This window comes from Streptomyces sp. cg40 (genome assembly GCF_050320165.1).
Taxonomy (GTDB): domain Bacteria; phylum Actinomycetota; class Actinomycetes; order Streptomycetales; family Streptomycetaceae; genus Streptomyces; species Streptomyces hokutonensis.
The window spans coordinates 9,757,401-9,770,864 of record NZ_CP190128.1 but is presented as its reverse complement, the minus strand read 5'-3'; the positions used below and the strand labels follow the sequence as shown (position 1 = coordinate 9,770,864).

Below are 13,464 nucleotides of genomic sequence, written 5' to 3'. Positions count from 1 at the left end.
GGCGGAGGAGTCTCGTAGGAGAGGCCCGCGCGGCTCGCTCCTGTTCGGGTCGCGGCCCTCCAAGGAGGTCACCATGGGCACCGCGGCACGCCCCGGCTTCGACACCGAAGCCCTGCGCCGGGGCATCGAAGATCACACAGCGGCGACACTTCTGTCGCTCTACGCCGACGACGCCGAGATCCACGTCGTCGACCACCAGACCCAGCCCAGCAACCCCAAGGTCCTGCACGGCCGGGAAGAGATCGGCGCCATGCTCGCCGACGTCTACAGCCGCGACATGACGCACAAACTGGAGGAGTGCGTCGTACAGGGCGACCGAGTCGCCTACAGCGAGTCCTGTCAGTACGCCGACGGGACCCGGGTCCTGGCCGAGTCGATGCTCGTCCTGGACGACGGCAAGATCACCCGGCAGACCATGATCCAGGCATGGGACGGCTAGCTGGATGGGTGCCGAAGGTCCGGGTCACCACCCGGCTGACCTGGACCTTCTCGGCCAGTACGGTGCCCGCGGGACCGGCTAGGACTCGACGGCGAGCACCAGTTTCCGCAGCAGGTCTGCGAGCGTCCGCCGCTCTGCTGGGGTCAGCGCTGCGAGCAGCGCGAGCTCGCCCGCTTCCTCCGCCGCCACATGCTCCTCAAGGACTGCGTATCCGGCGTCGGTGAGCCGGACCCGCACCCGCCGCCGGTCCCCCGTCTCATGGGTACGGACGATCAGCCCCGCCTCCTCGACGGCCGCGAGCCGCGCGGAGAGCGCCCCACGCGTCAGCCCCAGCAGCTCCGCCAGCCGCGACGGGCTCGTCTCGTACGGCGGCCCGAGCCTGCGCAGCATGAGCAGCACCTTGAACTGCCACTGCTTGAGCCCGTCGGCGTCGAGCACGTCCCGCCGTGTCTGACCAGCATGCCGGGCCAGGATCGCCAGCCGGAAGAAGATCTCCTCCTTCACCGGGTCCATCCAGGCGAGTTCCTTCACCCAGAGGGCCACGTGCCGGTCGACCGAGTCCTCCACGTCTGCCTCCCGCAGTGGTTTTCTTGTGGATAGTTTTTCGCATAACTACCTTCCCCGTCATGGCATCCACAGCGAACGCGGTCATCCCCGTCGAGGAACTCATCGCAGCGGCCCACGAGTTGAGCGTGACGGGACGGTGGGAGCGCGCTTCCCGCCTCCTGGACGCATGCACCACGGACTCGTCCGAGCCCCGGGCGCGGATCGCCCGCGCCGCGGCTCAAGTCGCCCTGGAACAGGACTGGTTCGCGGGCACGGACACCGCGACGGCGCGTATCGAGGCGGCCGGGAAGGAGTTCCCGGGCGGCGACTGGGACGTGGACTTCGCGCGGCTGCGGAACACCTACCGCCGGCTGCTCGTCGTCGACGGACGGCTCCGCCTGGGCCCGGACGGGAAGGACCCGGAAGCCCTCACGTCCCTGCTCCGCGAGGCGGAGACGTCGCGTGACAGCGCGCCGGACGAGGGACGCCGGGGCTGGGCGGAGTTGTACCTCGGCCTCGTCACGGACAACCACTTCGCCGATCTGGCGGGGGCACCCCCGCACTACGCGTCCGCGCTGCGCGCCGCCGAGTCGGTCGACGACCCGTTGCTGGCCCGGGAGGCCCTGCGCCACCTCGGCGACCACGACCACGACGCCGGTGACCACCACCTGGCCCTGGAGCGCTGGCGCCGGGCGACCACGCTGGGCGCCGGCGCGGGCACCGTCCCCGGCACGCTCTCCCAGCAGCTGCTGCTCGCCGTGCTGGCCCGGGACTCCGGCGACGAGGCCGGGGCCGGGGCGCTCGCGACGGAGGTCGCCCGCTGGGCGGAGGCCATCGGGGCGCCACGCCTCGCGGCACAGGCCCGGGACTTCCTGACCGGCGTCGATCCGACGGCACCGCCTGCGGAGAACGGGGCCTGACAGCCGTAGGACTCTCTCGGTTAGGCTGTTCGTGGGTCGTGACTGGCGCTGAGGTGGAGCACCACCGTGGAGCGGCCCACGCGGAGTGAATGCCGTGCGCCTGGGCGAAGGGTCAACCAGCTCAGGAGTGGATCATGTCTCAGGCACGGCTCATGGACGGTACGGCGCTCGCGCGGCGCATCGTCGAGGACACGGCGAAGCAGGCCGCCGACCTCAAGGAACGCACTGGTACGGCGCCCTGTCTGGCGACGGTCCTGGTTGGTGCGGACCCGGCCTCCGTCACCTACGTCCGGATGAAGCAGAACCGCAGCCGCAAGGCCGGCATCGAGTCCCGGCACGTCGAGCTCCCCGCCACCACGACCACCGCCGAACTGGTCGCGACCCTCACCGCGCTCTCCGCCGACCCGACCGTCCACGGCATCCTGCTCCAGCACCCGATGGGCGAACACATCGACGAGCGGGCCGCGTTCGAGGCGATCGCGCCGGAGAAGGACGTCGACGGCGTCACCTTCGCGTCTTTCGCGGCGATGAGCTTCGGCCTGCCGGGCTTCGTGTCCTGCACGCCCGGCGGCATGATGCGGCTGCTCGACGAGTACGACGTCGATCCGTCCGGCAAGCGTGCCGTCGTCGTGGGCCGCAGCGCGATCCTCGGCAAGCCGGCCGGCATGCTGCTCCTGGCCCGCGACGCGACGGTCACCTACTGCCACTCCCGCACCCGCGACCTGTCGGCGGCGGTCCGCGAGGCGGACATCGTGGTCGCCGCCGTGGGCCGCCCCCGGCTGATCCGCGGCGAGGACATCAAGCCGGGCGCGGTCGTGCTCGACGCGGGCTACAACGCGGGCAACGTCGGTGACGTCGACTTCGACTCCGCCGCCGAGCGCGCCTCGCTGATCACGCCGGTGCCTGGCGGCGTCGGCCCGATGACGATCGCCACGCTCCTGGAACAGACCGTGACGGCCGCGGCCCGGCAGCTCGGGGTGTGATTCAGCGCGTCCACGCGCTGTAGTCCATGACGTCCCCGGCCTTGACGCCGTACTCGGGCTGGTCCTTCGTGAAGGTGCTCTCCATCCCGAGGACGGCGCCGGTGGCCGGATCCATGATCAGCATCAGCCGGCTGCCCGACTGCCGATACACGTACGCCTCCCCGCGCCGCCCGAGCCGGTCGGTCACCTCCCCCACCGGCCGCAGCCCGTCCGCCCCCGCGAGCAGCCGCGCCAACGCGGCCGCCTCACGCGCCCCGAGCGTCCAGTGGTCCAGCAACTCCTCCACGGCACCGAGGAGTTCGGGGGTGGTCAAGGGCGTCTTGCTGTACGCGGTCTCCTGGAGGTACGCCCGCAGTCCCGCCACGTCGTGCGGGGGCCGGGCCTCGGGCGGGACGTCGCTCCAACTCGGTGGATACGTAGTCTCCTTGACGACATGCCCGTCCTCGACGACACGTTCCGTGTGACTGTCGTCCGCGTTCCAGCGCACGATGCGTTCCTCGGGGATGGTGACCGGCGGTTTGTCGTCGGACATGCCGAGACTCCACGACTGCACGTGGGTTCCCCTGCGCAGTACGGGAGTTCCGTCGACCGCGACCGCCGCGGCGAGAGCGGCGAGCTGTTTCAACGACACGGGCGTGGAGTTCGCCTCCACGACCAGGGGGCGGGGCGCCGCCACGGCGGGAGTGCCGCCCGGTCCACCCAGCAACAGCGTGAACACCGTCGCCGCTACGGCGACTCCGGCCACGAGACTCCAGAGCAGCCGGCGACGCCGTTCGTACAGCAGCCGGTTGAGGCGACGTGAGGCTTGGTGGTTCAGCGGCCCGTCGCCGTACACGGGCCCATCCACCGTGAACGGATTGGCGCGGCGCAGGAGTTCAAGCTCATCGGCCATCGCGATACTCCTCCGGCTCAGGTGCTGCGCCCCAAAGGGGCGCGGGGAACTGCGCGACCAGCCACGACGGCGCAGCAGACAAATTGATCATCGCCCCGGACCTCCAAGCACCACGAGACGATCAATCTCCGCTCTCAACCGACGCCGCGCCCGATGCAACCGCATGGCCGCAGCCCGCACACCACACCCCAGGACAACGGCGACCTCCTCCACACCCAACTCCTCCCACGCCGTCAACCGCAGAACCTCCTGGTCGGCGGCCGACAGCCGCGCGAGCGCCTCGTGCACCCATCCACCGGGTGCCTCCGCATCGGGCCCCACCGCGACCTGCCGCCCGTGCGCGCTCTCGTCGTTGCCCAGCCGATGGACGAGCCGACGGCGGCGCCCATACCCCCGTACCGCGTTGGCCAGGCAGTTGCGGGCAACGCCGTACAACCACGGCAGCGGGGCCGGCGGCAGATCCGCACGGCGGCGCCAGGCGACGGTGAAGACCTCCGCCACCACTTCCTCCACCTCACCGCTCCGCCCGTCCAGTCGCCGGGCAACGTAGCGGCTGACCGCCCAGTAGTGCTCGCGATAGGCAGCGGCGAAGATCTCGTCGTTGCTCATGTTCCGTTCGTGTCCGGCACCCGGGCGATCGTCACACCCGTTTTCGTGATTCTCCTCGCGCCCGTCGAGTGTGACGGGCGGGCGGGGCGCGGACACAGGCGGGGCGTGAGAGACCTCAAGAGCATCAAGTGGCTGACGACCACGGATCACAAGACGATCGGCACGCTGTACCTCGTCACGGCGTTCGGGTTCTTCCTGATCGGCGGTGTCATGGCGCTCCTCATGCGCGCCGAACTCGCCAGACCCGGACTACAGATCATGTCCAACGAGCAGTTCAACCAGGCGTTCACGATGCACGGCACGATCATGCTGCTGATGTTCGCGACGCCGCTGTTCGCCGGCTTCACGAACTGGATCATGCCGCTCCAGATCGGCGCGCCCGACGTGGCGTTCCCGCGGCTGAACATGTTCGCCTACTGGCTCTACCTGTTCGGCTCGACCATCGCGGTGGGCGGCTTCCTCACCCCGCAGGGCGCGGCCGACTTCGGCTGGTTCGCCTACAGCCCGCTGTCGGACGCGGTCCGCTCGCCGGGCATCGGCGCCGACATGTGGATCATGGGTCTGGCCTTCTCCGGCTTCGGCACGATCCTCGGCGCGGTCAACTTCATCACCACGATCATCTGCATGCGCGCACCGGGCATGACGATGTTCCGCATGCCGATCTTCGTGTGGAACGTGCTGCTGACCGCCGTCCTGGTCCTGCTCGCCTTCCCGGTCCTGGCCGCCGCGCTGTTCGCGCTGGAGGCGGACCGAAAATTCGGGGCACACGTATTTGATGCCGCGAACGGCGGTGCGCTGCTGTGGCAGCACCTCTTCTGGTTCTTCGGCCATCCAGAGGTGTACATCATCGCGCTGCCGTTCTTCGGCATCATCTCCGAGGTCATCCCGGTCTTCTCCCGCAAGCCGATGTTCGGCTACATGGGCCTGGTCGCCGCGACCATCTCCATCGCCGGCCTCTCGGTGACCGTGTGGGCCCACCACATGTACGTCACCGGCGGAGTCCTGCTGCCGTTCTTCTCCTTCATGACGTTCCTCATCGCCGTGCCGACGGGCGTGAAGTTCTTCAACTGGATCGGAACGATGTGGAAGGGGTCCCTGTCCTTCGAGACCCCGATGCTCTGGGCCACCGGCTTCCTGATCACCTTCGTGTTCGGCGGCCTGACCGGCGTGATGCTCGCATCACCACCCCTCGACTTCTCGACCTCCGACTCGTACTTCGTGGTGGCGCACTTCCACTACGTCGTCTTCGGCACCGTGGTCTTCGCGATGTTCTCCGGCTTCCACTTCTGGTGGCCGAAGATGACCGGCAAGATGCTCGACGAGCGCCTCGGCAAGATCACCTTCTGGACGCTGTTCATCGGCTTCCATGGCACCTTCCTGGTCCAGCACTGGCTGGGCGTGAACGGAATGCAGCGCCGGATTCCCGACTACCTCGCGGTGGAGGGCCTGACGACCCTCAACACGGTTTCGACGATCTTCTCCTTCGTCCTCGGTCTGTCGATCCTGCCGTTCCTGTACAACGTCTGGAAGACCGCGCAGTACGGAGAGAAGGTCGAGGTCGACGACCCGTGGGGCTTCGGCCGTTCACTGGAGTGGGCGACGTCCTGCCCGCCGCCGCGGCACAACTTCCTCACCCTGCCCCGCATCCGCAGCGAATCCCCGGCGTTCGACCTCCACCACCCGGATGTCCCGGCCCTGGAAAGGGAGTTGACGTCACGGTGACCACCATGGACGAACTCCCCCTGGACCCGCGGACGTTCCTCAACGAGATCGAGGGACATCTGCTGATCGCCGCCGCCCACAAGGAGGGGCGCGCCGCCGCCGCGCGTTTCGCCGACCGGCTCGACCGGCTCACCGACGGCCAACGAGCGCAAGTGCAACGGCACTTCGAGACGGAGTATCTCGAACTCTCCCGCGCGTCCTGGGAGCGTACGGCAGAGCGGGGCAGGCAGTTGCGGGACGAGTACGAGGAGAGGTACCGGCGCCTGCGGCAACGCCTCTTCGCCGCCTGGCTGTTGGGGTGCGCGCTGCTCGTGGCGACGGGACTGGTCGTCACCGGGCTCGCCTAGACGCACGCGTCCCGCCGGCCCTGACGGCCGGCGGGACGACGCGCCACGACTACGTCAGCGTCCACTTCTGGTTGTTCGCCGTGCCGCAGGTCCACAGGATCAGCAGGGTCCCGTTGGCCGTGGCGGCGCCGGACGCGTCCAGGCACAGGCCCGCGTTGACGTTGGTGAGGGTGCCGTCGGAGTTGGCGGTCCACTTCTGGTTGTTCTGGCCGTTGCAGTCCCAGATGACGACCTTGGTGCCGTTGGTGGTGCCGTTGTTGTAGGCGTCCAGGCACTTGTTGCCGTACACCACGAGTTCCTTGCGGGAGGTGTACGTCCAGGCCTGGTTCTGGCCGCCGTTGCAGTCCCAGATCTCGGCCTGGGTGCCGTTGGTGATGGTGTTGTTGTAGACGTCGGCGCAGCGGCCGGAGCCGGTACCGACGACCAGGTTTCCGTTCGTGCCGGGGATCGGCTGGACGTTGATCGCACCTAGGGTCGGCAGTGAACTGCCCGTGAAGGTGAGGGAGTTGGCAGAGCCCTTCGACAGATCGACCTGGACCGAGACCGTGCCCTGGCTGGAGCCGGTGGGCGGGAAGGAGACCGTCGTCGCGGTCTGGCTGTTGACCTGGAGGGTGCCGGTGACGGCGGTGGAGCCGGTGTTGGTGTAGGGGATGTCCACGACGTCCAGGCCGGTGCTCGCCGCGCCGACGCCGGTGTACTTGCCGGTGGAGGTGGCCGTGTAGTTGGTGCTCGCCGCCTCGGTGCCGCCGCTCACCTTCAGCATCACCGAGCCGCCCGCGGGGACGCTGGCGGTGTAACTCGTGGCGTACGGGCCGAGGTTCGACTGTGCCCAGAGATCGCGGACAGTGGCGGAGGCGCTGGTCAGACCGAGGTCGGACCAGCGGACGGTGATGTTCTGAGCGGAGGAGGTGCGGTTGAGGAGGACGACCGCGCGGTTGCCGGTGCCGGAGAGGACCCTGCCGTAGACCTGGAGGCCGGTGGTGTCCTCGGCGACCTTCACGCCCTGGAGGCCGCGCGCGTCCTGGTCGACGGCGACGACGTCGGAGTTCTTGAGGATCGCGGCGGTCTCACTGGTCATCGTGGTGAGGTCGTTGCCGGCGAGCAGCGGGGCGCCGGAGATCGCCCACAGGGCCATGTGCGTGCGGTTCTGGGCCGCCGTGAGGCCGGACATGCCGACGGTGAGCATGTCGGGGTCGTTGTAGTAGCCGGTGTGCTGGGCGGCCGGGTGCAGGGTCTGGTCGAAGTTGGACAGCACGGCCGACTGCGACGCGGTGCCGCCGTAGTAGTAGATGTCCGTGCTGGTCCGCCACATGGGGGCGAGGCCCGTGGCCCAGTTCCAGGTGTTCTGGTAGCCCCAGTTGCAGATGGAGAGGGTCAGCGGGCGGCCGGTGGTGGCCGCGGCCGTGGCGACGGCCGAACTGATCGACTTGTAGGTGGTGGCCGCGTCGAGGCCCTCGGCGTCGCCGCCGCACCAGTCGACCTTCACGAAATCGAAGCCCCATTGCGAGAACTGGAGCATGTCCTGGGCGTAGTGTCCCTCGCTGCCGGTGTTGGCGGCGGCGGGGCGTCCCGTCGGGTAGTAGTAGCCGCAGCCGTTCGCGCCTGCGTCCGTGTAGATGCCGGCCTTGAGGCCCTTGCTGTGGATGTAGTCGGCGATGGCGCTCATCCCGCCGGGCCACTCGCTGGTGTCGACGGTGATGTTGCCCGCGCTGTCGCGGGTGCCCTGCCACCAGCCCTCGTCGATATTGATGTAGTTGTAGCCGGCCGCCGGGAGGCCGGAGGCGACGAACGCGTCGACCTGCGCCTTGATGACGCTGTAGTCGATCTTCGCGGCGAAGCTGTTCCAGGAGGCCCAGCCCATCGGGGCGGTGGGCACGGCGATCTGACGGGTGGTCGAGGCGACCGGGGCCGCGTGGAGTGGGTCCGCGGGCGCGGGTCTGGTGAAGAGAAGCAGGGTGACTGCGGCTGCGGCCATCGCCAGGACGCGCAGGACGGGGGTGCGGAACATGCGGCTCCTTTGTCGAAATTTCGAACAAGGATCGGGCAATCGAACGAAACGGCGCGCTGAAAGTAGAGCCACCGGAGGGTGAAGTCAACGGCTGTGACACGAGGGGCAGTTGGAATCTCCCGCAATCCCCGCGGAGATCACCCACGCGTCGCGGGAATCCCCCACTCGCCGGCCGCCGGGCGCGATACTGACCGGCGTGCGCGTAGCGATCATGACGGCGGGATCCCGGGGCGATGTGGCCCCCTACACCGGACTCGGGCATGCCCTGGTCCGGGCGGGGCACGAGGTCACCCTCGTCACCCACGGAGGTTTCGCGCCCCTGGTAGCCGGTTCGGGTGTCGGTTTCCATCCTCTTCCGGTCGATCCACGGGCCGAGTTGGAGTCCTCACGCGGGCGCGCGCTGCATCGCAGCGCTTCGGGCGGGGGCAAGTTGCTGCGGGTGGTCGCGATGGCGCGGGCGCTGGTCGGGCGGATGACCGACGATCTGCTGACGGCCGCGCGGGCGAGCGACGTGCTGCTGCTGTCCAGTTCGTTGGGGCCGCTGGGGCATGCCATCGCCGAGGGGCTGTCGTTGCCGAGCATGGGCGTGTACCTCCAACCCCTGGCACCCACAAGGGAGTTCGCACCGCCGGTGCTCGGCGGCGGCTCCTGGGGCACGGTCGGCAACCGGGTCGCCGGGCACGGGGTGAACCGGGCGGTGGAGCATGTCTTCGCCACCGCCGTACCGGAGGTGCGCACCCGCCTGGGCCTTACCCGCACCCGTCCCGGCACCGCGCTCCGGTCCCGGGAAGCGCACAACTGGCCCGTCCAGCACGGCTTCAGCCCGCTGATCGTGCCCCGCCCGGCCGACTGGCGGCCCGGGCTCACGGTGGCCGGCTACTGGTGGCCGTACGACGGAGACGCCCAACTCCCGTCCGAACTGCGGGACTTCCTCGACTCGGGGCCCGCTCCGGTCTTCGTCGGGCTCGGCAGTGCCACCGTGCCCGACCCCGAGCGGCTGAGTGCCGAGATCGTGCGCGCGCTGCGGCGGGCCGGGCTGCGCGGGGTGATCCAGCGCGGCTGGGGCGGCCTCGAAGCGGCCGGTGACGATGTCCTGGGCATCGGCGAGGTGCCGCATGCGGCACTGTTCCCGCGGATGGCGGCCGTGGTCCATCACTGCGGCGCGGGCACGACCGCGGCCGGGCTGCGGGCCGGGGTGCCGGCCGTGCCGGTGCCGATCCAGTTCGACGAGGGCTTCTGGGCCGCCCGGCTGGTCGCCCTGGGCGTGGCGCCCCGCGCCGTACCGCTGCGCGGGCTCACCGCCGACACCCTGTCCTCAGCGCTCGTACGGGCCACCCGCGAGCCCGCCTACGCCGAGCGCGCACGGGCCCTCGGTGCCCGGGTGCGCGCCGAGGACGGTACGGCTCCCGTGCTCGCCGCCCTCGACACGATGGTCTAGCGCCGCTGTCGCGCCACCGCCTCGGGGGTGACCGGTGTGAAGAAGTTGATCAGGTTGCCGTCGGGGTCGCGGAAGAGGAGGGAGCGGTTGCCCCAGGGCATCGTCGTCGGCTTCTGGACGATCTCGCAGTCGAGGGGTGCCACGCGGTCGAACTCGGCGTCGACATCCGGCACGCGGAACTCGGTGATCACCGAGCGGTTGGCGGCGGGTTGTGCGGAACCGGCGCCGAAGAGGGCCACGGTGCGGGTGCTCGCGATCGCCAACGTGCAGGCGGGGGTGACGAGTTCGGCGAAGTCGGGGGTCGACCAGGTGGCCGCGGTGCCGGTGACCTGTTCGTAGAACCCGACAAGACGGGCGACGTCGTGGGTGATGACACGGATCGAGACGAAGTTCATGACGGCTTCCTGTAAGCAGTGGCGTCGGACGAACGGACGTCTCCCACGCTAGAACCGATACCGGACAGCTTCCGCCCGGTATCCGAGGCAGACTTTCCGGGTGACCACATCGACCGCCCGCGTGCTGGCCCTGCTGGAGATCCTTCAGGGCGGCGGCCTGCGCACCGTCCCCGACCTGGCCACGCGGCTCGGCGTCGACGAACGCACGGTCCGCCGCTACGCCGGGCATCTGCTGGAGCTGGGCGTGCCGGTCGACTCGGTACGCGGTCGCCACGGCGGCTACCGGCTCGCTCCCGGCTATCGGATGCCGCCGCTGATGCTGACGGACGAGGAGGCCCTTGCCGTGGTGCTCGGTCTGCTGGCCGGCCGGAGGGCGGGGCTCGTCACCGCGTCGGCCGCGGCGGGCGAGAGCGCCACGGCGAAACTGCTGCGGGTGCTGCCCGCCACCCTGCGCCGGCGGCTCGACGCCCTGCTCGACACCGCCGACTTCACCGCGCGACCGCGCGCCGCCACCGCCCCGGAGACGGAGGTACTGCTCGAACTCGCCGAGGCCGCGCTCCATCGGCGGCCGGTGGCGCTCGGCTACACCGACCGCAAGGGCCGCGAGAGCGACCGTACGGTCCTGCCGTACGGGCTGGTCGCGCATGCCGGGCGCTGGTATCTGACCGGTGCCGACCCGGCCGACGGCGAGGTCCGCACCTTCCGTCTGGACCGGGTCACCTCGCTGAGCGTGCGCTCCGGCTCGTTCGACGTACCGGCGGACTTCGACCCGGCGGCCACGGTCCTGGACAGCCTCGCGCGCACGCCCTGGACGCACGACGTGTCACTGCGGATCCGCGGCAGTGTGCAGCACATTCGGGGACATCTCCCGGCCTCGATCGCCACCGTGACCACGACCGACGAGGGCGCCGACTGGGTTCGCGTCCGGATCCGGGCCGAGCGGCTGGACTGGATTCCGCCCGTCCTCGCCGCCCTCGACCGCCCGTTCGTCGTCGAACGGCCCGCCGCCCTGCGCGATCTCGTCCGCGCGCTGGCCCGCCGCCTGGACGAGTACGCGACCGACGAGTCGGCCTAGGACGGGTCCTGACCGTTCCAGCCCGGCGGCTGCATGATGCCCACGAGCTGTCGGACGAGTTCGTCGACGATCTCGTCCAGCGTGGCGTCGACCCAGCCCGCGCTCCAGTCGTGGAGGAGGCCGTTGACGCTGCCGATGAACGCCGTCGCGGCGATGCGGTAGTCGCGCCGCGCGGCCTCCCCGCGCTCGGCCGCGGCCCTCGCCTCGCCGCGAATGAGGTTGATCCAGCGGGCGCGGCGGGCCAGCCGCTGTTCCTCCAGGCGCGGGCTGACGCCGATGATCTCGACGAAGGTGATGCGGATGCGGCGCGGGTCGCCGGTGACGTTCGCGGCGTAGGCGTGGAAGATCGCGGTCGCCCGCTCGGCCAGTGGCAGACCGTCGGCGGCGTCGAGCGCGGCCAGTACGGCCTTCTCGGCCCAGTCGTTGACCTGGAGGTGGAGCGCGGCCAGCACGTCCTCCAGGCTGCGGAACTCCTCGTAGAACTGGCGGGTGGACAGCCCCGCGGCCTCACTGAGCGCCGCGACGGTCGTGCCGCGGTAGCCCGGGGCGTCGCCGAAGAGCTGGAGCGCGGCGTCCAGGAAGCGTCCGCGTCGCTCGGCCTGCCGCTGCTCGGCGGACTTGCCGCCGTAGCGACCGGTCGGCGCCTTGAGCCTGCCCGCCACTGTCACACCTCTATCTTCTCGACCATCGGCCAATCTTGTCGTGTCCGCAGTCTTGCGGAGAAGAGGGCCCGTCCTTACTTTTCAGTAAGTTCATTCTGAATTCGCGCGTGTTCAGATTTCTTCACACCCTCCGGCACCCTCTCACCTCACAGAAGAGAGCAGTCATGCCTGCCTTCAGACCCAGGCACCTTTGCTCCATGGCCGCCGCCCTCGTCCTGACCGTAGCCGCTCCCGCGACGGCCGCCACGGCCGACTCCTCCGCCGCTCTGCGGGAGGTGCTGTTCGTCGGCAACAACTGGGACGGCACCGCGGACGTCATCAAGTCCACCGGCGACTTCGCGAAGATCGGGGAGATCAACATCGTCCCCGACAAGGCGGCGCGGCTGGCGGAGATCAACGCCGATCCGATCAAGTGGATCTACTACACGTCCATCCACAACGAGGTCGGACAGGGACACGACCAGTACGTGGACGACATGTACTCCACGCCCGACGGCAAGTCCCTCGTCGTCTCCCGCCCCAGCTTCGCCGACGTCGTGTCGATCAACCTGGCCACCGACACCATCAACTGGCGTTTCCCGGTGGCCGGTTACCGCGCCGACCACATGGCGGTCTCCCCCGACGGCACCCGGGTCGCGGTCTCGGCCTCGACCGCGAACAAGGTGCAGGTGCTGGACATCGACACCGGCGCGGAACTGGGCGAGTTCGACACCGGGGACAAGCCGCACGAGAACTTCTTCACCAACGGCGGCAAGTACATCTGGAACATGGCGATCGGCGAGGTCACCACCTCCCTCGACGATCCGGCCTGGGACTGGACCAAGGGCGACCGGCACATCACCGTCGTCGACGCCACCACGTTCAAGCAGGTCAGGATCATCGACATGCGGGACCGGCTGGACGCGATCGGCCTCACCAACTTCTCGGACGCGGTCCGCCCGGCCGCCTTCACGCCGGACTGGTCCAAGCTGTACTTCCAGGTGTCGTTCTTCAACGGCTTCCTGGAGTACGACGTGGCCACCGACAAGATCACCCGGGTGAAGACGCTCCCGGCGAACCCCGCGACCAGCACGGACCGCACCACCTGGCTGCTCGACTCGCGTCATCACGGCATCTCGATGAACCCCGAGGGCACCAAGCTGTGCGTGGCCGGGACGATGGACAACTACGCGACGGTCGTGGACCGCGCCACCCTCCAGGAGGGTCCGCTCGTCACGGCCTCCACGCCGTACTGGGCGACCGTGAGCGGCGACGGCAAGGACTGCGTCATCTCCGAGGCCAGCGCCGACCAGGTGACGGCCATCGACTTCGCCACCGGCCAGAAGGTGCTCTCCGTCCCGGTGGGCGACCATCCGCAGCGCGTACGGCTGGGCCATGTGCAGGCCGACTGGACGAGCCCGTCCGCGAGTTGAGCGAACGGCGACGGCA

The 13,464-nt window shown here is 69.6% G+C and carries 14 protein-coding genes and 1 riboswitch; of the genes, 8 read left to right on the top strand and 6 right to left on the bottom strand.

Annotated elements, in window-relative coordinates; translation table 11 throughout:
• The first annotated feature begins 73 nt into the window (after positions 1 to 73).
• A complete protein-coding gene (locus ACQHII_RS44125; protein WP_019067833.1) occupies positions 74 to 439 on the top strand; it encodes a nuclear transport factor 2 family protein in 366 nt (121 codons plus the stop codon).
• Between the two features lie 78 nt (positions 440 to 517).
• Here the strand turns inward: ACQHII_RS44125 and ACQHII_RS44120 are convergent, their stop codons facing one another.
• Positions 518 to 1,006 (bottom strand): MarR family winged helix-turn-helix transcriptional regulator, encoded by a 489-nt coding sequence (locus ACQHII_RS44120; protein WP_427924549.1) that lies wholly within the window; start codon positions 1,004 to 1,006, stop codon positions 518 to 520.
• 59 nt (positions 1,007 to 1,065) lie between these two features.
• On the opposite strand from ACQHII_RS44120, the gene ACQHII_RS44115 reads away from it, so the two are divergent.
• Together ACQHII_RS44115 and ACQHII_RS44110 are read left to right on the top strand one after the other, a co-directional pair.
• Complete coding sequence (locus tag ACQHII_RS44115; protein ID WP_427924548.1) at positions 1,066 to 1,905, top strand: hypothetical protein; 840 nt, start codon at positions 1,066 to 1,068, stop codon at positions 1,903 to 1,905.
• A gap of 28 nt (positions 1,906 to 1,933) precedes the next feature.
• Positions 1,934 to 2,018: riboswitch (ZMP/ZTP riboswitch) on the top strand.
• A 21-nt stretch (positions 2,019 to 2,039) separates the two neighbouring features.
• Complete coding sequence (locus ACQHII_RS44110) at positions 2,040 to 2,888, top strand: bifunctional 5,10-methylenetetrahydrofolate dehydrogenase/5,10-methenyltetrahydrofolate cyclohydrolase (RefSeq protein WP_427924547.1); 849 nt, start codon at positions 2,040 to 2,042, stop codon at positions 2,886 to 2,888.
• 1 nt (position 2,889) lies between these two features.
• On the opposite strand, the gene ACQHII_RS44105 is transcribed toward ACQHII_RS44110, so the two are convergent.
• Both ACQHII_RS44105 and ACQHII_RS44100 read right to left on the bottom strand, forming a co-directional pair.
• Positions 2,890 to 3,780, bottom strand: a complete 891-nt coding sequence (locus ACQHII_RS44105) for a CU044_5270 family protein (RefSeq protein WP_427924546.1) — start codon at positions 3,778 to 3,780, stop codon at positions 2,890 to 2,892.
• A gap of 87 nt (positions 3,781 to 3,867) precedes the next feature.
• Positions 3,868 to 4,389 (bottom strand): RNA polymerase sigma factor, encoded by a 522-nt coding sequence (locus tag ACQHII_RS44100; RefSeq protein WP_427924545.1) that lies wholly within the window; start codon positions 4,387 to 4,389, stop codon positions 3,868 to 3,870.
• A 105-nt stretch (positions 4,390 to 4,494) separates the two neighbouring features.
• On the opposite strand from ACQHII_RS44100, the gene ctaD reads away from it, so the two are divergent.
• Together ctaD and ACQHII_RS44090 are read left to right on the top strand one after the other, a co-directional pair.
• Positions 4,495 to 6,111, top strand: coding sequence for a cytochrome c oxidase subunit I (gene ctaD, locus ACQHII_RS44095; RefSeq protein ID WP_427924544.1), 1,617 nt, complete (start codon positions 4,495 to 4,497; stop codon positions 6,109 to 6,111).
• A gap of 5 nt (positions 6,112 to 6,116) precedes the next feature.
• Positions 6,117 to 6,458 (top strand): hypothetical protein, encoded by a 342-nt coding sequence (locus ACQHII_RS44090; RefSeq protein ID WP_427925540.1) that lies wholly within the window; start codon positions 6,117 to 6,119, stop codon positions 6,456 to 6,458.
• A 49-nt stretch (positions 6,459 to 6,507) separates the two neighbouring features.
• On the opposite strand, the gene ACQHII_RS44085 is transcribed toward ACQHII_RS44090, so the two are convergent.
• Positions 6,508 to 8,466, bottom strand: a complete 1,959-nt coding sequence (locus tag ACQHII_RS44085) for a ricin-type beta-trefoil lectin domain protein (protein WP_427924543.1) — start codon at positions 8,464 to 8,466, stop codon at positions 6,508 to 6,510.
• 211 nt (positions 8,467 to 8,677) lie between these two features.
• On the opposite strand from ACQHII_RS44085, the gene ACQHII_RS44080 reads away from it, so the two are divergent.
• Positions 8,678 to 9,904 (top strand): glycosyltransferase, encoded by a 1,227-nt coding sequence (locus ACQHII_RS44080; RefSeq protein ID WP_427925539.1) that lies wholly within the window; start codon positions 8,678 to 8,680, stop codon positions 9,902 to 9,904.
• Here ACQHII_RS44080 and ACQHII_RS44075 read toward each other — a convergent pair.
• Positions 9,901 to 10,299 (bottom strand): VOC family protein, encoded by a 399-nt coding sequence (locus ACQHII_RS44075; RefSeq protein ID WP_427924542.1) that lies wholly within the window; start codon positions 10,297 to 10,299, stop codon positions 9,901 to 9,903. The two genes, ACQHII_RS44080 and ACQHII_RS44075, sit on opposite strands and share 4 nt — an antisense overlap.
• A gap of 100 nt (positions 10,300 to 10,399) precedes the next feature.
• On the opposite strand from ACQHII_RS44075, the gene ACQHII_RS44070 reads away from it, so the two are divergent.
• Positions 10,400 to 11,374, top strand: coding sequence for a helix-turn-helix transcriptional regulator (locus tag ACQHII_RS44070; protein ID WP_427924541.1), 975 nt, complete (start codon positions 10,400 to 10,402; stop codon positions 11,372 to 11,374).
• Here the strand turns inward: ACQHII_RS44070 and ACQHII_RS44065 are convergent.
• Positions 11,371 to 12,036 carry a TetR/AcrR family transcriptional regulator gene (locus ACQHII_RS44065; protein ID WP_427924540.1) on the bottom strand — a complete coding sequence of 222 codons (666 nt, stop codon included), beginning with the start codon at positions 12,034 to 12,036 and terminating at the stop codon, positions 11,371 to 11,373. The genes ACQHII_RS44070 and ACQHII_RS44065 overlap by 4 nt on opposite strands.
• A gap of 164 nt (positions 12,037 to 12,200) precedes the next feature.
• Here ACQHII_RS44065 and ACQHII_RS44060 point away from each other — a divergent pair, with 164 nt between their 5' ends.
• Positions 12,201 to 13,448 (top strand): YncE family protein, encoded by a 1,248-nt coding sequence (locus ACQHII_RS44060; RefSeq protein WP_427924539.1) that lies wholly within the window; start codon positions 12,201 to 12,203, stop codon positions 13,446 to 13,448.
• The last annotated feature ends 16 nt before the right edge of the window (positions 13,449 to 13,464 follow it).

Bases quoted from the DNA above. Each gene is read 5' to 3' on its own strand.
- ACQHII_RS44075 (WP_427924542.1), bottom strand. From the start codon at position 10,299: ATGAACTTCGTCTCGATCCGTGTCATCACCCACGACGTCGCCCGTCTT.
- ACQHII_RS44090 (WP_427925540.1), top strand. From the start codon at position 6,117: ATGGACGAACTCCCCCTGGACCCGCGGACGTTCCTCAACGAGATCGAG.
- ACQHII_RS44110 (WP_427924547.1), top strand. From the start codon at position 2,040: ATGTCTCAGGCACGGCTCATGGACGGTACGGCGCTCGCGCGGCGCATC.
- ACQHII_RS44115 (WP_427924548.1), top strand. From the start codon at position 1,066: ATGGCATCCACAGCGAACGCGGTCATCCCCGTCGAGGAACTCATCGCA.
- ACQHII_RS44105 (WP_427924546.1), bottom strand. From the start codon at position 3,780: ATGGCCGATGAGCTTGAACTCCTGCGCCGCGCCAATCCGTTCACGGTG.
- ACQHII_RS44100 (WP_427924545.1), bottom strand. From the start codon at position 4,389: ATGAGCAACGACGAGATCTTCGCCGCTGCCTATCGCGAGCACTACTGG.
- ACQHII_RS44080 (WP_427925539.1), top strand. From the start codon at position 8,678: ATGACGGCGGGATCCCGGGGCGATGTGGCCCCCTACACCGGACTCGGG.
- ACQHII_RS44085 (WP_427924543.1), bottom strand. From the start codon at position 8,466: ATGTTCCGCACCCCCGTCCTGCGCGTCCTGGCGATGGCCGCAGCCGCA.
- ACQHII_RS44060 (WP_427924539.1), top strand. From the start codon at position 12,201: ATGCCTGCCTTCAGACCCAGGCACCTTTGCTCCATGGCCGCCGCCCTC.
- ACQHII_RS44125 (WP_019067833.1), top strand. From the start codon at position 74: ATGGGCACCGCGGCACGCCCCGGCTTCGACACCGAAGCCCTGCGCCGG.